Here is a 21,383-nt window from a genome sequence, read left to right on the forward strand (position 1 = left end):
GATTAATCCCGGTCCGATAACTTGCTGCGCTGACGGGCGCGTTTCTCGTTTTCAATCTTGTTGAGCATGGCGCGCAGGCTTTTCTCCATGGCTTGCATGTCCATGCCGGGGGCCGCTGCGATGGTGATTTCGTAGGTGTCGTGGCTGTCGTAAACCGTCGATGTGCCCGCGCTGCTGATCGGAGGACGATCATCGACCGCTAACGCCGGCATGGCTGTGGCGGTGAGGGCCAGGGTGCCGGCCGCAGTCAGTTGCTTGCCCATGTTTGACAACGCGTTGAGCGGCCCCTTTTGTCCGCCCTCCAGGCCCTTTGTCAGCCCTTCCATGGTGAAACCACCCAGCTCAGCGAACACCCGCGACGGGCTGTGGATGCCCAGCTTTTCCTTGAACCATCCGATGCTGGAGTCGCCGATGGAACTGATAGCACCCTTCACGGCGCCGAGCCCGGCGGTCAAGCCTCTTACCAGACCGTTGACGATCATGCCGCCGAATTCAGTGAATTTGCCCGGCAGCTCCGCGCCGAAGTAATTCATCACTCCAGCGAACGCCTGGTAGAACAGCCCGAGCGGGTTGAAGCCAGTGATCAGTTGCAGGATGCCCTTCAGGCCCAGGTCAAAGCTCACTTTGATTGTGGACCACACATTGACTACACCAGTCGCGATTGACCCGATGGCGCTTTTGATAGCGCCAAAGCCAGCGGTCAGGCCGTTGACCAGGCCGTTGATGATCATGCCGGCGAACTCTGTGAATTTCCCAGGCAGCTCCACTCCGAAGTAACTCATCACCCCGGCGAAGGCCTGGTAGAACATCCCAAGTGGACTGAAGTTGATGATCAGCTGCAGGATGCCCTTCAGGCCCTGGTCAAAGCTGGCTTTGATGGTGGTCCACACGTTGGCTGCGCCGGTTGCGATAGAGCCGATGCTCTGCAGCAGTGTCATGAGCATGTTGCCGACGGCTGCACCGAAGCGCTGGCCCATCGACTGCGCAGCACCGCCAACGTCGTCGACCGGCTTCAATAGGTCGCTGAACCAACTGATCACACCACTGATACCGGAAGAGATCATGTTGAACAGCGGGCGGACGATTCTGCCCAGCAGACGCAGTGCGAAACCGATAACCGGAATGGAGTAGGCCGCTTTGGCCAGGCTGACCAGCAAACCGCCGAACTTGCCGAACCCGGCAAGGACAGGCTGCAGGGCATCAGTGAGCCCCTGCCAGAAGCCGAGGAAGAACCCTTTAATCGGCTTCCAGTACTTGTAAATCAGCAACGCGGCGGCGACCAGGCCCGCGACAGCGGCGATCAGCCACCCGACCGGGGTTGCCAGGATGGCCGCACCGACCGCGCTGATGGCGCTGCCGAGCATTGGAAACACGCTGACTGCCGCAAGCCGCGCAGAATTGATTAGGGTTGGAATGACACTCACCATGCTGCCGGCGGCGCGACTGGCCGTGACCGTCTTCCAGATTCGTCCCATCCGGCCCACCTCTACACCGGCGCCTGCAGCTGCGATGCGGGTTCCGATTAGTTGCGCTTTGATACTGCCCAAGCGAATGCCGAACATCGCCATGCCGTACCGCAGCACTGCGAAGGGGCCGAGCATGCTTGCCATGGTCAAGGCCAGTGTGCCGAACACCACGGCGGCGGCTGCTACAGCCGCGACGACTTTGACCAGGCCCCCGGCCAATTTCGGATTTTCCCGCGCCCAGGCACCGACTCCATTGGCAAGTTCGCCCAGCGTGTTGATCAGACCCTTTAGCTCGGGCGCAACTGCGGCTCCGAACTCCGCCATGGCGTTGGTGAAGCTACCCTCTGCGGCTTCCATGACGTTGGTGAGGGTGCCGAGCTGTTCGTTGACGCGTGTACGCAGATCGGCCTGGGCTTTCAGCTTCTGTTGCACCTCTCGATAACCGGCCAGCCCCTTGTTCATCATGACGTCCAGGGTGGACATCGTCTCTGCATCGTCCCCGAACAACGTCTGTTTAACTTCCGTACGATCGATATCATTCAGCGCTTTTAGCTTCTCAATCTGCGCATACAAATTTTCCAGACCGGAAAAATTGCCTTCGTCATCAGTGAATTTGAGCGACATCCCTTTTTTCGCGAGCACTCCATTCGCTTTGTCTACTTTGTCCTGATTCAAACCTGCCTGAAAAATTTTACGGAAAGCGTTACCCGCCGAGCTGCCGTCCATGCTGGCCTGGTCCATCATGATGAGCAGCGGGGCGAGTTCTTTGGCCGCGTCGATGCCCGACTTCTTGATGACGTCCATGACAGGTGAAATTTTGCTGAAGCCCTGCATCATGTTGCTCGGATCCATACCGGCGTAGAAGCCACGCTGGATTGTGTCCATCAGCCCCATCATGTCTTTTTCAGTGGTTCTGGTGGCGTCCTGCATTTTGGCGGCGAACTCGGCCGCTTCTGTGGCTTCCATCTTCATTTGCACACCGAGATACGCAGCCGCTTCCCCGGTGCCGCCCAAGATGCTCTGCGCGCTGATGCCCTGGCGACGAAGCATCGTCATCATGTTCTGGAAGTCTGCCGTGGTACCTGGCAGTCGGTCGCCAAGCTTGGTGGCCAGGTCCGTGATCTTCTGGAAGTCGGCGGAAACCTTCCCGGTGTCGTCCATCATCGATACCTTGAGCTGAGTGGCTGAATCCTCATTCGGGGCAAAAGCTTTGATTGCCGACACCACGGGGCGGCTGGTGGCGTATCCCACCCCCATCCCTGCGGCGCCAGACACAGCCATACTGCCAGCCAGGCTCTGGGTTTTGTCGTAGGTGGCGCGGGCCTTCGCCAGGCTATCCTGCTTGCGCTTCAACGCATCCAGTTGGTCCATCTGCAACTTCATGGCCTGGGTGGCGGTGTCGATATCGCGCTTGAGCTTCAGCTCGTGCGCGCCCAGGGCATTGGTGTTTATGCCGGCGTTTTTGAGCTGCTCGCCGAGGTTCGCAAGCTTTACCTGCTGCTGGCCGTACTGCTCGCCCAAGCGTTTCGACTCGGCGGTGTGCTGTTTCAGCAGCGCGAGCTGGTCCTTGAACGGGCTTTCCAGGCGGCGGATCTCGTCGCGCAGACTGGCATGGCCCGCACGACTGGTGCGCAACTGCGCGTTGTTCAGTGTGAACCGGTCAGCCAGGGCCTTTTCCTTGGCTGCGAGCTGGTTCAGCTGGGCCTTGCGCTCCCGCTGTGCGGCTGTGAGGCGGGTGTATTCGTCGTGCTGCGCTCGGGTCAGGGCATTGCCCTTTTGCATCACGGTATTGAGCGCGGCGATCTGGCTGGCTGATTGGCGGTGTTCGTCGCTCATCAACCCCAGGGCATTGCGTGTCCCGGTGAGTTCGCGCTTGAGGTCGGTCTGACTGGTTTTGAGCGCGTCGACCTTCTGCCGGGACTTGTCGAACAGCGCCTGAGTCGGCGCGAGCTGCTGCCGGACTTTGGCCGTTTCGCGGGCGAGTTCGCCTACCTTGGTGTTGTTTGCGGCGAGCGCCTCGGATGTTGCGCGGGTTGCGGCCTGCAGTTCACGCCATGCGCCGACGTCGCGTTGCTGTGTGTTGAGTTCTTTCAGGCGGTCACGAGCAGCCTTAAGGGCGCGAGCGGTTTCCTTACTGCCGCCCGTGATTTTGTTCAGCGGACCTGTGGCTTTGTCGATGGCGCTGAGCAGCACCTGAAGTCTCAGATCATTCGCCATCGTTGGAACTCCGCACCCTGGCGCGCTCGCGCCAGTCCATCAGGTCTTGCAGGCCCAACTGATCCATATCAGCCGGTGCCCAGTGAAAAACCACGGCCAGATCGGCCATGGCGTCCTCTACGCGACGAGGGATGCATCCGTCTTCGCCGACTTCTGCAACAAAAAACCAGAGATTTTGCTGCTCAGGGCCAGCAGGTCGGCCGGGTCCATGCCGGCGACTTCGATGGCGGTGAGGCTCGGAGAGCTGATGCGCGGCAGAACCTTGATCAGACTGCCGACATCCATCTGCAGCAGCTCCACCAGGCTCACGCCGCGCAACTCACCGGAGTTCGGTTTGCGCAGGGTGATGCTCTCGATGTTGGTGGTGCCGCGACGGATCGGCGTGTCGAGGGTGACGGTATTGTCGTCGGCCAGCTGCTGCACGTCGGGCTGTTCGATGGCTTCGTTCTTCATTGGGTTTGCTCCTGGTGATTAAAGTGTGAGTCTCGATCGAGCGGGCTGGTCAGATGCCCATGGCGGTGCGGTGCTTCTCCAGCATGTCCACACCGTTGACCTTCTCGACAAAGTTGAGCAGGTCGATTTCGATGATTTCTTCGCCATCCACGGTCAGCTTGTAGTAGCTGCAGGTGGTTTTCATGGAGTGTTCAGTGTCTTCACCGGGCTTGGCTTCACCCATCTCGATGGTTTCGTGGCGACCGCGCACGACCACTTCCACGATGCTGACTTCGCCCGTGTCGTCCTGTTGGTAAGGACCAGAGAATCGCAGGGCCACGGCGGAGGCATTGACGGCGCCGAACTGGCGCAGAGAGATCAGATCGAGGCCACCGGTCTTCCATTCGAACTGGATGCCGTCGTCGGACATGCCCAGGTCAGCTTTGACCGGGCCATTCATGCCGCCGCCGCGATAGGCTTCCATCTTGCGGCCGAGGGCGGGCAGGGTGACGGACTTCGCCACGCCGAGGTAGCTGTTGCCGTCATTGAACAGGTTGAGGTTTTTGAGCTTGCGTGGCATTGCCATGGCGGTGTTCTCCGGGATACGGGGTCAGGGTGAACTCCCCTTGCGGGGAGGCCCGGTTTAGCTGTTGATGCCTTTGGCGAAGTCGATCAAGTAGCGGTCGGTGATTCGCTGGCGGAAAGTGAGGTCTTCAAGGGGCGGAACGGGGGTGTAGTCGTAATCCAACCAGAGCTTGCCGGCCTTGAGGGTGTCCTTGGTGTTGATGTCTTCCGGGTACCAGCAGCTGCCGCCGATCAGATAGCCCTGGGACTTCAACTCGCGCATCTTGGCGTTCACGCCTTCGACCACGTCGCGGACCAGGGACGCGTACATATTTCGATCAACGGCCCACATGTGCGCTTCGCCCATGGTGTCCGCAAGGATCTGCGCGGTGCGGGTGTAGTTTTCGAAGGCGAACAACTGGTCATCGCTACAGGTACGGCTACCCCAGAAGCGAAAGCCGTTTGAGTTGATTAGCGTTGTGACTTCGTTGCTGTTCAGGTAGTTGGCGTCCGTGGCCGGGTTTTGCAGATCCCAGAACACGTCGGCGCTGATACCGGTCACGCCGCTGACGGCCACGTTGGACAGGGTTTTATGCCAGCCTGTGTCCTGATCGATCTTGGCGCGCAGGCCCAGCGCACGGGCCACAGCCGAGGCGGTGGTGGTCTTGTTGGCGACGGTGTCCCAGTTCTGGAAGTCAGGCCAAATCACCATCATCTCGCGGGCGCCGAAGTTCGCGCGGTAAGCGACCACCTCTTCCTTGGTTTTGCAGCCCCAGGCGCTGACGTACGCAAAGGCCCGAAGGTCTTTGGCGATGGCGCCGAGGGCGGTGGCCACTGGCAAACTGTCCAGGCCAGGCACGCCGAGGATGCGCGGCGTCATGCCCAGACGGGACTTGGCGGCGAGCAGGGCCTTCATGCCGGTGTACTGGCCGTTCGGGGTAGTGCCGCCGATCAGGGCGCTGGTAGTGGCCGCTTCATCGGCACCTTGTTTGACCCGCACCACGATGACATAGGGCTTGGTCTGGTCGGCGATGCCTTGCAGGCTCGCGGCCAGGGTGCCCTTGACGCCGGCTTTGCCGACGGCGGTCTGCACGTTCGTGATCAGGACGGGCGTGTCCAGAGGGAAAACGAGTGGGTCCGCGTCTTCAGCCGTGCAAACCATGCCGATAACTGCGGTGGGAATAGTGCGAATGGGGCGGGTGCCGTCGTTGAGTTCGATGACCCGCACGCCGTGGAGATAATCGGCCATGGGTTGGTGCCTGCGCTGTGATGGAATGACAGTGCAGAGGTTGCCGCGCGCGCGCCGGCTGGGCGAGCGCGGCGCCTTGTAGGGTCCGCGTTTACAGGGGGAGTTTTATCGAGCCTGGTCTTTGATCCAGGCAGGCGGCACTGGACGCTTGGTGGTATCGGGGAAGCTGTCCGATTGAGGCCAGTCGCGCAGCTGCTGCATGTAGCTCAGCAATTCAGCGTATTGCTCGGTGGTGAGCGTTGTGTCGGCGCCCATCTCCGCCTGATCACGGTGGCGATCTCGCAGCCAGGCGAGGTCAAGTAGCTCTGAGTCTCGCCAGCGCCGCTCTTCATTGGCCGCTTCTTCAACGGTGAATTTGGGCAAGGTTTGGCCGCCGTCGGCAACCCATTCTAAGTAGGACACCCAGTCCTTGTTGCCCATGTCGTCCGGGACAAACACCAGGTCGGTCATTCGCTGAACGCCGGCTACCGTAAATCTGTACGCAAGATCATTCATTGTCATTACCTCAAAGTTCCGCGTCGGCGGTCCACTCGATCTGAAGGGTGAAGCCGGGAACAGAGCCGCTTGGCGGCACGCAAGACAATGCGAAGCCTGTGGCCCATAAGCTCTGGATATTGGTCTGCGTGCAGGGCCTGCCGAGCGATTGCGCCCACACTTCAGAGGTCTGCTCACCAGGGGAAAACAATCTCAGCGTAGGCACAACGCGTTTCACTTCCCGGAAGTCCATACGCAAAGCCGACTGTGAGGACTGCGCTGCTGCGGATTGCGTGAAGCTGGCGATACAGGTGGACGGCCCGTTGTTCGACTTAAGGGGGTGATCCTGCAGGAACGACTTTTCGAAGTAGCGCAGGCATGCGCGGTACTCCTCCTGGTGCGTCCTGTAATCGTACGGAGTCGCCACGCTGCCAGGCTCGATCTGAACGTTGGTAATGTCCGTGTAGTGGGAACCAGTCCCCCAGCTGGCAAAGATAACTTCCAGGAAGTCGTTGGCGACGCCTTTGTTCTTGTTCACCACCCCACCCAGATCGAGGGTAACGACGTACTTTTTGTATACCGTTGTCAGCTCCACGGAGGTGCCCACATCTACGTTCGGCTCGGGTGAATTCACCCCAAAGTTTTGACGAAGAATCACTGCGCACGTATGTGGAACGCTGGTTTTCATATAGAACGAGACGGTCACCTTCCCGCCAGCCAGCGTTTCGACGTTCTCGATGCGCTGACTCAGGTTCCAGCCCTGGCCTTCACCCTGGCGCGAAAGTCTCAGGGCAAATTTTGCCTCGTTGATATTGGCGTCCTGCTCGAGCGGCAGTTGGCTCCAGTTGCATGTGGCGTTTTTCGGGCTGTAAATCATCCAGCGGTCCGGGCCGAACGTGCTTTCGGGGTCGCCATTGGCTTTGCCAACAACGCCTGACTTGCCCCGCTGCCAAATCTGGAAGGCACCGTTGATCAACCGGTTCTTGCGGAATACGTGCACCGGGAACTGCTGGAGTGGGCTCTCGATCTGGTTGCGCACTGTCTCGGTGTTCGCCACCCGCTTCGATCGGTCATTAACCGGCGGGGTCGGGGCGTTCTGCCCACCTGCCCATTGAAACGAGAGAGGCGTGGTGCCCAACACAATCGGCGCGTCAGTGATCAGTTGCCAGAGCGTGTCGCCATTGGCGGCGCCGCGCTCAACGTGAACCAACAAACCGGGTGTCACCTCCGCGCCGATATCGGCATCCGCAGTACGGGTCCAGATTTCTGCAGTGGTGAGGTACAAACCATTGTCTTTGCCTTGGGCCTGGTCCTTCACCAGCACCCGCGAACCCACCGGTACTGCCACGCCGTCGATGGTCTGCGCACCGGCCAAGACTACTGGGCCGGTGGTCGCTACCAGCACCGACTGCTTCACATCCTGCTGATTGATGGCGTCAGTGATGGAGTCCGTCACGAACTTGCGAGTGGCGAGCACCACCGATGGATCGATCATCAGGACCACGTTTGCGGCGCTGGATACGATGAAGTTCATGCGCACAACTTGTGTGCGGCCCGAGCCTTGGGACATCAGCGGCTTGTAGCTGGGGGCGCAGTTCGCCACTGCGACCAGGTCGCCGTCACCGTCGTACAGTCCAATCTCCCGAATCCACCACCCGCCCTCGTCGGCCGGGATGATCTGCTCGGCGATGAGGATGTTGGCGTTGGCAGGATCGATCGACAGTTTGTTCAACTGCCGACGGCGGCGCTCGTTGATCAACTTCTTCTGGTTACGGTCGGGAATCGGGTCGGTGCCATTCGCATCACCCACGCCCATCTCGGTGAGTTTCCAGGGGATGCCCAGCGCGTTCGCGTTGGCCTGCTTGGCTTCACCGACAGCGGTGAGAATCGCAAAGAACTGAGAGTTGGGATCAATCATGGGTAGATGTCCAGTGTGTCGATGGAGTGTTCCCGGCCAGCGGCGCCGATATAGCACTTGAGGTTGATAACCCCTGGTACTGGCGGGTAAATGTCGAGGGTGTCGATGGTGTGTTCGCGCCCAGGTGCGCCGATTACGCCTGTGGTAACGATGTCTCGGAGGACCGGCGGATAAACGTCGATTTCATCGCCGTCGTATGTGCTCGCGAAAATGTTGATGCCACCGGTGGTTTCAAGACTGATAGCCAGGCCAGTCAGGTGGCGCGTAACGGGCCTCGCGTCGTCGATCAGCCAGGTCAGCTCCTGATACATCTCCTCGGTGATGCCGGTTTCCAGCACGCCCACCTTTATGGCAAACGTGCCCGGTACGCCGTTCGGCGTGGTTTGCCACCACTCCAGCACTTCAATCAGGTAACCGAGCGGTTCCACCACGCGACGCAGAGCGCCGATGGTGCCTTTGCGCGAGTGGACGTAGTGCGATGACCGGATAGCTGCGCGTTTCGCTGCTTCGGTCCACTTGCTGTCCCAACGATCAACGGAGAAAGCCCAAGCCAGATAGGGCAACAGGTCGACGGGACAGGTGTTCGGGTTGCAAAGCTGTCGCAACGGAATAGGGACGCGCTGGATCTGTGCGAGCGCCTGCGCCGCCTGACGTTCCAGCGGCGTAGCGTTTCCCGGTAGCAGCTGCTGCACACCCATCACTCAACGCCTCGGCTTAATGTGATGTCGGTGCAATAGGGCGCTTGAGCCTTGTTCGCGACGATGTCTACCCAGTCTTCCAGTTCGACTTTGCGCACGCCTTCGACGTGGAGCGCGGCATGGAGGGCCGATTCCGAGACCTCCATGCCCAAGCGGCGCCGTTGATGAACGTAAGCCAGCAGACGCTGTTCGGCAGCAGCCAAGATAGGTTCCGACTCCGGGCCGCTCGACAGCAAATAGAGCTTGGCCTTGACCTGGTAATTCAGGATCTGCGCGCCCTGAACGGTGAGACGGTCGGCCACCGGCCGGCGGTCATCGTCGCTCAGGTAAGCGTTGACGACGGCAAGCAGCTCGGGGGGCGCCGTGCCATCGCCCAGCAATGACTGAACCGTGACCACGGCGACGGCAGGCGAGGGGCTTTCGGCGGTGGCGTCGGCTACCCGACCGTCCGCTGCCCTGGCGTGGAAGATGTAGCTGTTGCGAGGGCCTGCGGTACTCAAGCCTTCCCAGGCCATCTGCGCACGCTCGCGCAGGCTGTCGTCGCTTTCCATCAACGTAGGGATAGGCGGGACGGCATTGGCTTTGCCTTGCTGAATCACCAGGCGCTTGACGTTGAAGTTGCCGGCCAGCTGTTCCAGGTCAGTGCCCCGCGCGGTGGCGAGCAGGTTGGCAAGCGACGCTTCGTTGACCCGCTGACGCCATACGGTCTCGCGGTAGGCGTTTTCCTGCAGCAGCTTGGTGAGCGGCTCCGACTCTATCTCCAGGCGTGCCGCGATCTGGGCCTGCTCGTCGGCTGGCCAGAGGCTGATCATGTACGCCTTTCGCTCTGCCAGTATCTGTTCGAAGTCGATCTGCTCGACGATCTGCGGCGGCGGCAGCTGGCTGAGGTCGATGGCGGCGAAACTGTTCATACACTGCCTCCCAGCTGCAGCGGCACGCTGAGGCTCAACGGCTCATTGGTATCCACCACCGTGCCCTCCAGATCGATCGAGGCCTGGCCCTGCATGTTTGCTCCCGCGAACTGCACACGGCTCAGGCTGATGCGGGTTTCCCAGCGCATAAGGGCCATGACCGTGGCTGCATAAACGCGCAGACGGTTGACGTCGTTGAAGGGGTGATCCACCAGCTCGGGTACCAAGCTGCCGTATTCGCGGCGCATTACACGCGTGCCAATGCGGGTGGTCAGGATGTCGGTGATCGCCTGACTGATGTGCTCGCGCTCGCTGATGGCGCCGCCGGTGTGTCGGTTCATGATGGGATGGGCACCCCAGATTGATCGTTGCCGGCCTTGACGCCGGTGTGCGGGTGTTTGACCAAGCTGACGCCGGCCGCGATCACATCTATAGAGACCTGGACCTGGCCGGTGACGGTCTGATTCCCGGTCTGGATGTAGTCGCCTTTGTGTGTGATGTCGCCGACCAGGTTGATGCCGCCGGTGCTGATCAGATTGGTGGTGCCACCGTCGGCCAGTGTGGCGTTGAGGTGGTGGGCCACGCTGTCGTACTCGATCACCGTGCCGTCCGCGTAGGTACGACGGTGCAGGCCTTCGCGGTTGCCGTTGGCGGGGATGTGGTCACTGAATACGCCGGTCACGGCTATCCCGTTGGCGAGCTGGCCGGATGGGCTGAGCAGGATCACCTGTTCGCCGATAGTGGGCGGGTGCCATTCACGGTCTGCTCCGGCGCGCCACGCAAGCCAGGGTAGCCAGGCGGTGGTCAGCTTTCCGGTTGTTACCTGTACGCGCGGCGGCTCCATCTGCACGGCGGCGATGACGCCGAAGCGGATGAGGTTTTCGAGCATGCGGGCGAGGGCGGCTAAGTCGTTCATGGCGCCGATGGTGGCGCTACGCGCGTGGCAATACAGCTTCGGCGTCTTGTAAGAGGTGTATTTACAGGCCGTTATCAGCTTCTATTTGAAAATTACAAGGATGGCTACAACCAAAGTGGCTACTACTGCCGCTAGAGATATCTGCAATGAAAGGTTTATTCGTTTTTCGATTCGGTTTGTGATTTGGATTAACTGATCTATATTCTTCGTGTTATCAATGGTGTTGTTGTTTGGAACCTTATGCTCATAGTCGCTTGAGCTTTTATCCGCATAATTTGCAATGATGCTACCACCTGCACCAGCACAAGCTAATGATAGTACCTGCATATAAAGGTCTAGTTGTACCGATAAATTTTCAAAGTCTGAGCTGGCCTGGTCAATGAATAAAAAATAATACTCCTTAAAGAAAACTTGGAACAGAACACCATACGCAATTAGTATTAGCCCTTTCGGAAAGCGCATTTGCTTAATGTCAAGCAGCAGGATTAGGAGTGTAAAGCCGCTGATTGCACCTGTGTAGATCCCCATTTCAGGTGAGGTGTGTTTAATGATCCACGGAGTAATGCCTAGCGTAAAAAAAGCGACTGCTACAATCGTTGCAAGCCCTAGTTTTGCTATCAGTCGTGTATTTTTCATTTTGCGATATGCGCCAGTGAGTCGGATGCGGAAGATTATCATCAACATTGGTTAATGGGACAGGTGCATTAAAATCCCATTACGTATAAGTTCAAGATCATCTTCGGTAAAGCCAAGTAATTCGCGTTGTTCGTAACGCACGTCAGGTGCACCGCGCTCCGCGCGGTCCTTCAATCCGAACTGGTGAACCCTGGCGATGCGGGAGATCCGCCCGGTAAATCCCACCGTCACGGCGTTGCTGTCGCCTCGGGCCTTCATATAGGTCCCGGTGCGCAGCTTTTTGAACATCTCAACCTTACGCCGAATACGGCCTTGCTTGCCGCGCAAATCCCGCTTTTTCCGTGGTGCGAACTTGCTGCCATCCGGGTTTTGTTGTGTCAGTACGCGCTTTTGTTGGCTGCGCCGCAGTTCCTGGCCAATGGAGCGGGCGAGCTGATTGCGGGCGCCTGGCTGGAGCTGCTCCAACAGGCCGGACGCCCAGGTCTCAAGCGCTTCCAGCTTATTTGTCATCGGGAACCATCCATTCGCTGGCGTTGCCTTCGGAACCTGGTACCCACTTCGGATCGAGGTAGCCTGCTACACGTTTCGGCTCGCCGGCATGTTTAACGGTGGTATTGCCTTCAGCGTCTCTGCCCACCACCACGCGTTCCGTCAGACGCAATGTAAGGCCCAGATCTACTTTTTCTTTATCAAGGATGTCGGCTTCGAACTGAATACCGGTTTGCATTTTTTCGTAGTTTTCCAGCAGCTCAGGTTGGTTGATGCTGATCCACCCCAGTACGGGCAGCATCACGCTGTCAGGGTGGCCCGCGAAGGCGGTAAGGATGATCTGCAGATCGTAGCTGTACTCAAAAGAAAGGGTCGCGGCAGCGGTGCAGCGCACCTTGCCGTTGTCGATGAAAATCAGCAAAAGGTCAGGGTTGTGCTGCAAGTCGGCAACGGTGGCCAGCAGGTGAGCCCGCAGGCTTTCGGGCTTGTTCATGGGTGGGCCTGCTGGTGTTTGTAGACCATGTCGACCTGGGCGGCGCACTCCGCCCAGGCGGCTTCGACGCGGTCCTGGTCGGTCAACTGGTCGCCATTAACGAGCGGGCTTGTCGCCGGCAGCTGGCACGGCACCACGGCCGGACAGCCAGTCACGGTAAGCTGCGGCGCCGGTGAGGGCGGGGCGTTCACGCACCCGGCGAGCAGCGTCAGGGAGAGGCCGAGCAGCCCAGTCGCGTAGTTCGTCGTTTTCACGTTTCAGTTCCTCTATGGTTTGTGCGCGCTTTGCCAGGGCCTGGCGCAGTTGGTCCTGCTGGGCGCGCAGGGCGGACTGGGTTTCGCGCTCCTGCTGCAGGGTGATCGTGAGAGTGTTGACGGTCGCCAGGTTGCGATTCGCGTCCTTGCGAGCGGCGTCAGCTGCGGCGGTCGCGGTAACCAACTCGATTTTCTTTTTCGCAAGTTTGATTTTCTGGTCCATGCCCCAGATCAGCACGGCCAAAACACCGATCAAGGCCACGGTGTAAACCCCATCGCGCAGCGTAATCACGCGCGGTACCAGCCGAGTTTGTTCATGGCAGCGGTGTCGAGCTGCTTAATCGGGCCGCGCACGATTACTGCCCTTGCGTTGTTCATCAGCTGGATGCACTCGGCCAGCCGCACCATGTCTTCCTGTTCGGTCGATTCCGGCACCACCAAAAGGTCACCGTCCTGTACTCTTAGTTTTTGAACCGCTTCGAAGTCGATCATGCCGCCACCCGTTTCCCGCACTCGCAGCTGGCGTGCCGCTCATAGGCTCGCTGAAGCTTGGTGTCGTAGAGATTGCGCAGGTAGTCCGGCCCGTTGTAGAGACGTGCAAACTCTGCCCATTTGCGGGCCTTCAGGGCCTTGTGCAGCACCGGGTCCGTCTCGATGAAGCGGGTGAAGGCGTCGAATTGCTGCGATTCGCCGGCGCTCATTGCCGCCACAAAGTCCTGCACGCTGGCGTAGCCAAGACGTTGCCAGTGGTAGCCCATGATTTGAAAGGCGCCCCAGGACGCCGATTCCAGTGCAGCCGTGTCGTCGATCTGGCGGGCCATGGCCAGGCGTTGGTGCTCGGCGGTGCCGCCGATGTAACCGCCGGCCTTCGGGTTGACTAGGGCGGGATTGGTCGCGGCGAGTTCATCGGCATGGCGCTTGACGTCCGCCGGATCGTCACCAGGGTGTCGAACCTTCGCGAGCTGTCGGTACATGATGTGTCGTTCGAACAGGATCACCGGCTTGCCGTTTTCCAGGAAGCCTCTGCCTTTCGATTCCACTTCGTTGACGGCGTAGATAGTCGCCAGCGGCACGCCGAGGCGTTCAGCAGCGGTTACCAGGTCGTGGTTGCGCAGCAGTTGGGCACAGTCGCCGCCTGCCAGGCTGGATTGGGTCTTGGTACCGGCAGCGCCATCGGCTACCAAGCCAACTTTCAACTGGTAGGCGCGTACGGCGATCTCGGTGGCGTCACCGTAGTGGCCGTCCGGTACCAGGTTGGCACCGTACCTGTTGAGGTTCTTTTGCAGAATAAGCACCGCCTGCGAGCGGTCGCCGTGGCGAAGGGTGGTGGTCATGCACTGGGCCTCAACAGGGCGGCGACGTTGCCGCGTGAACGGAAAATCAGGATGCAGAGCAGCACGATGGCTGCGGCCTGGCCGAAGCTCGTCGGCTGACGGTCCAGCAGGATTTCCAGACCGCAGATGCAGAGCACTCCGCCAAACAGGCTTGCCAGCAGGGAGATGCTGCGCCGGTACCGCGCATCCCCTCGGGTGTAACAGGCCAGGCGCAGGGCGCTCAGCAAGTAGGCGATTGCCGCGATCAACTGCACGGCCAGTTCGATGTTCGGCATATCAGGTGCCCCCTCGGATGCGACGCCAGATGTCCCAGATGTCCGCCTTTTCCACCCACACCATCAGTTTGATGCTGATCGGGATGACCACCAGGGCACAGAGGAAAGCGCTACCGCCGCTGGTGATGAACGGGATTGCTTGCAAGGCCATGGGTGCGAACAGGTAGCCCACCCCGGCCGATAGGAACAGAGAGCCCAGGCGCTGCCAGACCTTGAGGTCGCGCTTGGTGCTGGTGACCAGCCAAGCGCCGAGGATGGCGCCGAATAGCGCCCCGTCGTCGATGACTGGCGTAACGCTCGCCAAGCCCAAGCCAATGAGCAGGCCGGACACAACGCTGGAAGTCGGATCAGCCATGGTGTGGGTTTCCTTGGTAGCAGTGGGTCAGTCCCATAGGTTCACCATCTGCCGTTGTGGCGCGCTGGTCTGGGCTTCGGGCATGTTGATAACGAGGCCTTGTGGCAGGACGGGGCCGTGGTCGGCCAGGCCGGGGTTCGCCTGCAGCACCGCTTCGGTAACGCCCGCAGTTCGGCCGTAATACCGCCAGCAGAGGGCGTCAACTGTGTCGTTTTGGTTGGCGCGGACGGCGACTGACATCACTCAGCCCCCGGTTGTGCCGGTTTAACGGGGGAGGCGTACGCAAATTCACCGTCGGGCGACACGTACGCACCTGGGGAAACTCCGGTTTCAACCACCCTGAAAATCGCCAGGCCAAGCGGATGCATGATTTCGCGGTTGATGCGCTCGTGCAGCCCAAGACGGCTGATTTCGTTCCAGTCGATGACTTTCATGTCGCTCATCAGATCAGCTCCACGGTGGTGCGGTTTTTCCCGAGAAAATCACGGATTGCCCAGCGCAGGTCGCGGCGGTAGTCGTCGATGTTGGGTGCAACCTCTTCCGCTTTCGCGTTGCCGGTGTTGGTGGCGCTGTAGTCTCGGTGGCGCTCGCACACCTCAGCACCGGTGCCGGCTTCGATCGCGCGACGGTAGAGGTGGGCCTTAACCGATACGTCTTTGATGCGATCACCAGGGACGTCGTCCAACTTGGTGTAACCGGCGGCTTGCTGAGCCGCTCGCCAGTCACTTAACTCGCGGTTGAGGTTGATGGCGGCAGCGATCACGGCGGTTTCTAGACGGGCCGGCGTTACGCTGGCGTCGATGCGCAGGGTGGCGCGCAGGCTATCCAGATCAATCGACGGCCAGAACGGGTCGGTGTTGATGTGGCCGCTGGCGACGGTGCCGCTGGCTACAAATGCGCTCATGAGACTGCACTCAAAAATAGGTCGCCGGTGGTCGGGGCTTCACGTTCAGGAGGAGCGGCCTGGCCGATCCGCCCCGAGCCGGCGGGGTGCGTGGGGACGCTCTGTCAGCTGCCAGTGGCAGCATGTTTTTTCAGGAGGCGCTCGGCGCCGTCCAAATCTTTTTTGCCGCCGCACCCGTCGTGCAACTCGATGGCACGCTTGAGCAAATCAATGCCCGCCTGGATCTGCCCAGGTTGACCGGGTTCCTCGGCGGTGATGCCGTTCAGGGTGGCGCGGCCAGTTGCCAGGAACAGCTTGGCGCGTGCTTGATCGGGCATGTCTTCGTCTTCGGTCAGCTCTACCGTGCGGTGTAGGATCGCCAAGTCGAAAGAACCATTGGCCTTTTGAGCTTTCAGTGCTGCGGTGGCGATTTCTTCCGCCACCAGGCAACCGGTAGTGCGTTCGAAACGGTCCGGCATGATCAGCTTGTGCTTGAGCACGTAGTCCGCAATATCCAGGGCGCCTCTGTAGTCCTCGACGTCGATGCGCCAGATCATGACGGTGGTCATCACGTCGTCTTGGGCGCCGTTGCCAGCCTGGAGCACACCCTCTACATACGGGATGTACTCAGGAAGCAGTTGCAGCTTGAGCGCGGCCTTGCCTTCGTTGGACTGGATGGCCTTCAAGCGCAAGCGGTCCTGCAGCAGCTGATTCAGTTGATGCTCATAGGCGGTGGCACCGGCCATTGATTGCTGTGGTGCCGTTTTAGCTGCCTCCATGGCCGCGCGTGCGCGGCGCTGGTGGGCCTGGGCGATGCTAAGTGCCATGGGGTTAACCCTCGCTGCCGGCTTCTTCGACTGGGGTGATGTTTTCCAGCAGACAACCAAGGCCGTATTCCTCGACCACATAGGCCTCGTTCGACGATTCGAAGTTGCTGACGCGGTTCCACTCCGGCTCCTCTTTGAGGTAGCGGCGGCGCCCACCGATCTGCCAGTACACCGACAGGTTGGCGAAGGTGGTGATGAGGATGGCGCCTTCCGGCATATACGGCACTTCGTACAGAGGCAGGCCACCGACGCGGCGTTGCGAGATGATCAGATCGCTCGCCAGGGTGTTGGTCGCGTCCTGGTCCTTATTGACCAAGGCCAAGAACTTGTCGTGGACCAGCTCGCGACCAGTCAGCACTACCAGGCCGGGGTTACGGCGATACCAGGGGTCAAGCAGCTGGATGGCGTCGTAGACCAGAGCGTCGATGTTCTTAAAATCACCGGTTTTGCCGATAGTGATCTTGCCGGCGACAGCACCTTCTTTCAGCACTCGGTCAGGCGCGTGAGTGCGGTACTGCTGGAGCCAACCGATGTTGACGTCTTCAAGCAATGGGTGCGCGGTGCGGTCGGTTTGTTCAGCCGCTTGGGTGCCGTAAAAGCCGATCTGGATACGGTCGAGCGCCTGACGTTGGGCGATGGCACTGGACAGGCGGGTCTGGAAATCCGGGAACTTGGCCCAAGCGTCGAGCTGCTTATAGCTGACGAAGGTATCGAAGTCGGTTTGTTCTGCTTTGTACTTGTCGCTCGAAAGGGTACCGATGCTACGTGGTTCACGCTTCTTGACGTTGGTGTTAGTGCGGCTGGCAACGGTGCCTCCCACTCCCAGGCCGACCTTTTCGCCTTCCTGTTCATCGACGCCAATGACGTTGACCTTGGTCAGGAACTCGCTCGACTCCTGAATCTTGGTTTCCAGACGCTGCTGGATGGTTGGGTCGACGCTGAACGTGGCTGTGGCCGATTCAACGCCGTTGAGCTGTGCGACCTGGCTGAGGTAGCCGGTGAAGAGTTTTCGAGTGTCGTTACGCATGGGTGTCTCCGATAGTGGGCTGGGCGGTTATGGCCGCAGGTCAGAATTCAGCCAGGGCTTGTTTGCCGCCGCCGGTTACCGGTGGGCGCTGGGCTTGGGAGTGGTCTTGGGTGTTGCCGAGGGTGGTTTTCAGCTCGACCAGGTCTCTGCTGAGCTGCTCGACCTTGGTGCTCAGTTCTCCGGAGAATTTCTTCTCAGCGGCGAGTTGATCCGGCAGGTCTTTGACGTGGTCGGCGATCGCTTCGACCGCCTGGCCGATCTGGGCGAACTCTGCATCGTCCTTCGCCTGTTTGCCGCCCAGCAGCGCCTGGACCTTGCTGAAAAGCTGGGCGCTGAGGCTGGGCTTGTCTTCGACTTCTTCAAACCGCAGTTCCGTTTCAACGGCCTCGGTGAACATCGACGTCGCCGAGTAGTGGCGATCTTTGAATGGGCTGGATTCTGGTTTCTGCGCCGAGAAGGACAGCACGTCGGTGCCCAGACTGGCCGGGGAATCGGTCACGGCCAGGCCGACGATGTACGCCTCGCCCGTATCCGAGAAGCTGTCGTCGATCTCGATGGAGGTGTAAATCTTCTGCTTGGCCTTGTTCATAGCGATCAGGTCGGGCGTCGGCTCGACCTGTGCAAACAAGGCCAGCTTCTTTTGACCGTTGATTTCAACTTCTTCGGTCTTGACCGCGAGCACGTCGCCGTAGGCTTTGAACGGGCTGTCTGGCAGCAAACTGCGGAAGTGCTCCAGCCAGATCCGGGCGCCGTAGGTGGATGGGTTGAAGTTTTTCGCCGCCTGTTCCAGCCAACTGCGTTTGATGGTGCGCTTGTCCGAGGTAGCGCCCTCGACGGCGACACGGAACCAATTACTGCGAAATTTCTTCATGCCTGGAATCCTCAATGCGTTGGGCGCTAAGTGCGTTGCAATGAGGGGCATGGTCGTGACGCGCGCGAGTTGCGGCAACGGGACGAGATTGTAGAGGGCGGATCTACAAGGGGCGGCGCTACTGAGTCGCAGGCCAGAGCGGCAGCATCGCGGCCATGACTACGACTGAACTGCTCCCCATCGATCCCAGACGCCAATCCAAGTTCCTCTATTGGATGGGTTGGCGTATCTGCGAGATTGCCGAGGCTACGGGCGAAAAGGAAAAAACGCTACACAGCTGGAAAGCCCGGGACGAATGGGACCGGGCCGACAACGTCGAGCGGATTGGTGGCGCACTGGAAGCGCGCCTGGTGCAACTGATCCTCAAGGAAGGCAAGAGCGGCGGTGACTTCAAAGAAATTGACCTGTTGCACCGGCAGTTGGAGCGCCAGGCGCGCATTCAGCGTTTTCAGGGGGGCGGTACCGAAACCGAACTCAACCCCAACCTTGCCAAGCGCAACGAAGGGCCGAAGAAGAAGACGCCAAAAAACGACATCAGCGAAGACCAGATCGAGCTGCTGCGGGAAGCGTTTATCGATGGGTGTTTCGACTACCAGAAAGATTGGTATCGGGCGGGAAACCAGCGCACTCGCGTCATCCTCAAAAGCCGGCAGATCGGCGCCACTTACTACTTTGCTCGCGAGGCGTTCATTGATGCGCTGGAGACGGGTCGCAATCAGATCTTCTTATCGGCTTCGAAGAACCAGGCGTACCTGTTTCGCGGGTACATCCAGGCGTTCGCCCGCGAGGTCATTGGTGTCGAGCTGACCGGCGATCCCATCGTTTTGCCCAATGGCGCCGAGCTGTTTTTTCTCGGTACCAATGCGCGCACCGCCCAGGGCTATCACGGCAATTTCTACTTTGACGAATTCTTCTGGACGTTCAAATTCGAAGAGCTGAACAAAGTCGCGTCGGGTATGGCGATGCACAAGAAGTGGCGCAAAACCTACTTCTCGACGCCTTCGACCATGGCTCATGAGGCGTACACGTTCTGGACGGGGGAGCGCTTCAACAAGGGCAAGCCGGCGGCGCAGCACACCAAGGTCGATGTTTCCCATGGCGCGCTCCAGCAAGGGCGATTCTGCGAGGACCGGTTGTGGCGCCAGATCGTCACCATTCTCGACGCTGAGCAGGGCGGATGCGACCTGTTCGATATTGAGGAACTGCGCCGCGAGTACAGCCCCGAGGCGTTTGCCAACCTGCTGATGTGCGAGTTCGTTGACGACGGTGCAAGCATCTTCCCGCTGACGGTGCTGCAGCCGTGCATGGTCGATAGCTGGGTCGAGTGGGCCGAGGACTACAAGCCGTTTGCCATGCGTCCGTTCGGTGATCGCCAGGTGTGGGTGGGTTACGACCCGGCGGAAACCGGCGACTGCTCAGGCATGGTGGTGGTCGCGCCTCCGCTGGTACCGGGGGGAAAGTTCCGAGTGCTGGAGCGGCATCAGTTTCGCGGCATGGACTTCGCGGCGCAGGCCAGCTTCATCAAGTCTGTATGCGACCGCTACTGGGTGACGTACATCGGGATCGATGTCACCGGCCTGGGCAGCGGCGTGGCGCAGCTGGTGCGCCAATTCTTCCCCAACGTCACCACCTTCAGCTACTCGCCCGAGGTCAAGACCCGCCTGGTGCTGAAGGCATACGACGTGATCCACAAGGGCCGGCTGGAGTTTGACGCTGGCTGGACCGACATGGCGCAGTCGCTGATGGCGATTCGCAAGACCATCACCGCAGGCGGTCGCCAATTCACCTACACCGCTGGCCGCAACGACAACACCGGCCACGCCGACCTGGCATGGGCGCTCTTTCACGCATTGCACAACGAACCGCTGGAGGGGCAGACCTCTGCCAACACCGGGCGGATGGAGATTTTTTGATGTCGAACCGCCGAAGAAACAACAAGCACCTGGCTCAGGCTCCCTCTGTGATAACGCAGGAATTTATCCCGCGCAGTGACAGCAAGATGGAGGCGTTCAGCTTCGGCGATCCGTCACCCGTGCTGAGCGGTCGGGAGGTGTTCGATTATCTGGAGTGCTGGTTTAACGGGCGCTGGTACGAGCCGCCGCTGTCGTTGGATGGCCTGGCGCGGTCGGTGGGTTCCAGCGTGCATCTGCACTCGGGCTTGATGTTCAAGCGCAACCTGTTGAGCAAGACCTTTATCCCGCATCGGCTGCTATCGCGCGCGGCGTTCGAACAGTTCGCTTTGGACTTTCTATGCCTGGGCAATGGCTACTTGGAAGGGCGGCGCTCGATGCTCGGCCCGGTGCGCGAGCTGGTGCCGCCCCTGGCGAAGTACATGCGCCAGGGCAAGGACGGCCGGCAGTTCATGGTTCAGGGCTGGAAGGAAGAGCACGAATTTGAACCGGGCACCGTTTTTCATCTGCGGGAGGCGGATCTGCACCAGGAGGTGTACGGCCTGCCCGAATGGATCAGCGCCTTGCAATCAGCCTTACTGAACGAGTCAGCCACGCTGTTTCGTCGCAAGTATTACGAGAACGGCAGCCATGCCGGTTTCATTCTTTACATGACCGACGCCGCGCAGAACGAAGCGGACGTCGACTCCCTACGCAAGGCGCTGAAGGACTCCAAGGGGCCTGGCAACTTCCGCAACCTTTTTGTGTATTCGCCCAACGGCAAAAAAGACGGGCTGCAGATCATCCCTGTCAGCGAAGTGACAGCCAAGGATGAATTCAACTCGATCAAAAATCAGACTCGCGACGACGTGCTGGCCAGCTTGCGTATTCCACCGCAACTGATGGGCATCGTGCCGCAAAACGCGGGTGGGTTTGGATCGATCAGGGAAGCGGCGCAGATCTACGCGGCCAATGAACTGGAGCCGATTCAGGCGCGTATGGCGCAGGTGAATGAATGGCTTGGGGAGGAGGTCGTGCGCTTCAAACCTTATGAAATTCCCGTAGGGGCATAAAAACCCCTGCGCAGTAAACGAGGCGACGAGCTGGTGCGCTAACACCCGCTCGACGCTGAATCACTCGAACACGCCGAGTGCTCCAACCAAGGCCTCGCCCCACTGCGCAGGGGGTGCGAAGCCTAAGCGAAT

At 59.9% G+C, this 21,383-nt stretch carries 28 protein-coding genes; 2 read left to right on the forward strand and 26 right to left on the reverse strand.

Annotated features, from left to right (window positions below; genetic code table 11):
• Positions 1-2: 2 nt before the first annotated feature.
• The 26 genes from AACY36_RS12000 to AACY36_RS12125 form a co-directional block, all read right to left on the reverse strand.
• Entirely contained in the window at positions 3-3,683 is a 3,681-nt protein-coding gene (locus AACY36_RS12000; RefSeq protein ID WP_339497109.1) for a phage tail tape measure protein, read from the reverse strand.
• Positions 3,673-3,792: a GpE family phage tail protein gene (locus AACY36_RS12005; protein WP_082430453.1), complete on the reverse strand. Its 120-nt coding sequence runs from the start codon at positions 3,790-3,792 to the stop codon at positions 3,673-3,675. Before AACY36_RS12005 ends, AACY36_RS12000 begins: the two co-directional genes overlap by 11 nt.
• Before the next feature lie 8 nt (positions 3,793-3,800).
• The gene (locus AACY36_RS12010; protein WP_339434536.1) at positions 3,801-4,136 is read right to left on the reverse strand and encodes a phage tail assembly protein; all 336 of its coding nucleotides are present in this window, start codon (positions 4,134-4,136) and stop codon (positions 3,801-3,803) included.
• Between the two features lie 49 nt (positions 4,137-4,185).
• Positions 4,186-4,701: a phage major tail tube protein gene (locus AACY36_RS12015; protein WP_339497111.1), complete on the reverse strand. Its 516-nt coding sequence runs from the start codon at positions 4,699-4,701 to the stop codon at positions 4,186-4,188.
• Positions 4,702-4,758: 57 nt separating this feature from the next.
• Positions 4,759-5,928, reverse strand: a complete 1,170-nt coding sequence (locus AACY36_RS12020; protein WP_339497113.1) for a phage tail sheath protein — start codon at positions 5,926-5,928, stop codon at positions 4,759-4,761.
• 105 nt (positions 5,929-6,033) lie between these two features.
• Positions 6,034-6,423: a phage tail assembly chaperone gene (locus tag AACY36_RS12025; protein ID WP_339497115.1), complete on the reverse strand. Its 390-nt coding sequence runs from the start codon at positions 6,421-6,423 to the stop codon at positions 6,034-6,036.
• A 10-nt stretch (positions 6,424-6,433) separates the two neighbouring features.
• Positions 6,434-8,320 (reverse strand): phage tail protein, encoded by a 1,887-nt coding sequence (locus AACY36_RS12030; RefSeq protein WP_339497116.1) that lies wholly within the window; start codon positions 8,318-8,320, stop codon positions 6,434-6,436.
• Positions 8,317-9,018, reverse strand: coding sequence for a phage tail protein I (locus tag AACY36_RS12035; RefSeq protein WP_339434531.1), 702 nt, complete (start codon positions 9,016-9,018; stop codon positions 8,317-8,319). The genes AACY36_RS12030 and AACY36_RS12035 overlap by 4 nt, the downstream gene beginning before the upstream one ends.
• Positions 9,018-9,929: a baseplate assembly protein gene (locus tag AACY36_RS12040; protein ID WP_339497118.1), complete on the reverse strand. Its 912-nt coding sequence runs from the start codon at positions 9,927-9,929 to the stop codon at positions 9,018-9,020. The genes AACY36_RS12035 and AACY36_RS12040 overlap by 1 nt, the downstream gene beginning before the upstream one ends.
• Complete coding sequence (locus AACY36_RS12045) at positions 9,926-10,270, reverse strand: GPW/gp25 family protein (RefSeq protein ID WP_014717558.1); 345 nt, start codon at positions 10,268-10,270, stop codon at positions 9,926-9,928. Before AACY36_RS12045 ends, AACY36_RS12040 begins: the two co-directional genes overlap by 4 nt.
• A complete protein-coding gene (locus AACY36_RS12050; RefSeq protein WP_339497120.1) occupies positions 10,267-10,845 on the reverse strand; it encodes a phage baseplate assembly protein V in 579 nt (192 codons plus the stop codon). Before AACY36_RS12050 ends, AACY36_RS12045 begins: the two co-directional genes overlap by 4 nt.
• An 81-nt stretch (positions 10,846-10,926) precedes the next feature.
• Positions 10,927-11,481, reverse strand: a complete 555-nt coding sequence (locus AACY36_RS12055; protein WP_339497121.1) for a hypothetical protein — start codon at positions 11,479-11,481, stop codon at positions 10,927-10,929.
• 51 nt (positions 11,482-11,532) lie between these two features.
• Complete coding sequence (locus AACY36_RS12060; protein ID WP_339497123.1) at positions 11,533-11,991, reverse strand: phage virion morphogenesis protein; 459 nt, start codon at positions 11,989-11,991, stop codon at positions 11,533-11,535.
• Complete coding sequence (locus AACY36_RS12065; RefSeq protein WP_339497125.1) at positions 11,981-12,463, reverse strand: phage tail protein; 483 nt, start codon at positions 12,461-12,463, stop codon at positions 11,981-11,983. The genes AACY36_RS12060 and AACY36_RS12065 overlap by 11 nt, the downstream gene beginning before the upstream one ends.
• Positions 12,460-12,654, reverse strand: coding sequence for an Rz1-like lysis system protein LysC (lysC, locus tag AACY36_RS12070; protein ID WP_339497127.1), 195 nt, complete (start codon positions 12,652-12,654; stop codon positions 12,460-12,462). The genes AACY36_RS12065 and lysC overlap by 4 nt, the downstream gene beginning before the upstream one ends.
• On the reverse strand, positions 12,560-13,009 hold the full coding sequence (gene lysB / locus AACY36_RS12075; protein WP_339497129.1) for an Rz-like lysis system protein LysB: 450 nt from the start codon (positions 13,007-13,009) through the stop codon (positions 12,560-12,562). Before lysB ends, lysC begins: the two co-directional genes overlap by 95 nt.
• Entirely contained in the window at positions 13,006-13,209 is a 204-nt protein-coding gene (locus AACY36_RS12080) for a hypothetical protein (protein WP_057704552.1), read from the reverse strand. Before AACY36_RS12080 ends, lysB begins: the two co-directional genes overlap by 4 nt.
• Entirely contained in the window at positions 13,206-14,051 is an 846-nt protein-coding gene (locus AACY36_RS12085; RefSeq protein ID WP_339497131.1) for an N-acetylmuramidase family protein, read from the reverse strand. Before AACY36_RS12085 ends, AACY36_RS12080 begins: the two co-directional genes overlap by 4 nt.
• A complete protein-coding gene (locus tag AACY36_RS12090) occupies positions 14,048-14,326 on the reverse strand; it encodes a phage holin family protein (protein ID WP_065932284.1) in 279 nt (92 codons plus the stop codon). Before AACY36_RS12090 ends, AACY36_RS12085 begins: the two co-directional genes overlap by 4 nt.
• A gap of 1 nt (position 14,327) precedes the next feature.
• Positions 14,328-14,681 carry a putative holin gene (locus AACY36_RS12095; protein ID WP_019818195.1) on the reverse strand — a complete coding sequence of 118 codons (354 nt, stop codon included), beginning with the start codon at positions 14,679-14,681 and terminating at the stop codon, positions 14,328-14,330.
• A gap of 27 nt (positions 14,682-14,708) precedes the next feature.
• A complete protein-coding gene (locus AACY36_RS12100; protein ID WP_339497136.1) occupies positions 14,709-14,921 on the reverse strand; it encodes a tail protein X in 213 nt (70 codons plus the stop codon).
• On the reverse strand, positions 14,921-15,124 hold the full coding sequence (locus tag AACY36_RS12105; RefSeq protein ID WP_339497139.1) for a DUF7415 domain-containing protein: 204 nt from the start codon (positions 15,122-15,124) through the stop codon (positions 14,921-14,923). The genes AACY36_RS12100 and AACY36_RS12105 overlap by 1 nt, the downstream gene beginning before the upstream one ends.
• Entirely contained in the window at positions 15,124-15,585 is a 462-nt protein-coding gene (locus AACY36_RS12110) for a head completion/stabilization protein (protein WP_339497142.1), read from the reverse strand. Before AACY36_RS12110 ends, AACY36_RS12105 begins: the two co-directional genes overlap by 1 nt.
• 104 nt (positions 15,586-15,689) lie before the next feature.
• Positions 15,690-16,391, reverse strand: coding sequence for a phage terminase small subunit (locus AACY36_RS12115; protein ID WP_057704546.1), 702 nt, complete (start codon positions 16,389-16,391; stop codon positions 15,690-15,692).
• 4 nt (positions 16,392-16,395) lie between these two features.
• Positions 16,396-17,418 carry a phage major capsid protein, P2 family gene (locus tag AACY36_RS12120; protein WP_122484442.1) on the reverse strand — a complete coding sequence of 341 codons (1,023 nt, stop codon included), beginning with the start codon at positions 17,416-17,418 and terminating at the stop codon, positions 16,396-16,398.
• A 40-nt stretch (positions 17,419-17,458) separates the two neighbouring features.
• Positions 17,459-18,289, reverse strand: a complete 831-nt coding sequence (locus AACY36_RS12125) for a GPO family capsid scaffolding protein (RefSeq protein WP_303198972.1) — start codon at positions 18,287-18,289, stop codon at positions 17,459-17,461.
• A gap of 155 nt (positions 18,290-18,444) precedes the next feature.
• Here AACY36_RS12125 and AACY36_RS12130 point away from each other — a divergent pair, with 155 nt between their 5' ends.
• On the forward strand, positions 18,445-20,202 hold the full coding sequence (locus AACY36_RS12130; RefSeq protein WP_303198974.1) for a terminase ATPase subunit family protein: 1,758 nt from the start codon (positions 18,445-18,447) through the stop codon (positions 20,200-20,202).
• Positions 20,202-21,251 (forward strand): phage portal protein, encoded by a 1,050-nt coding sequence (locus AACY36_RS12135; RefSeq protein ID WP_339497145.1) that lies wholly within the window; start codon positions 20,202-20,204, stop codon positions 21,249-21,251. Before AACY36_RS12130 ends, AACY36_RS12135 begins: the two co-directional genes overlap by 1 nt.
• The last annotated feature ends 132 nt before the right edge of the window (positions 21,252-21,383 follow it).

This window comes from Pseudomonas sp. EA_15y_Pfl1_P101, from assembly GCF_963970835.1.
GTDB classification, from domain to species: Bacteria; Pseudomonadota; Gammaproteobacteria; order Pseudomonadales; family Pseudomonadaceae; genus Aquipseudomonas; species Aquipseudomonas tritici.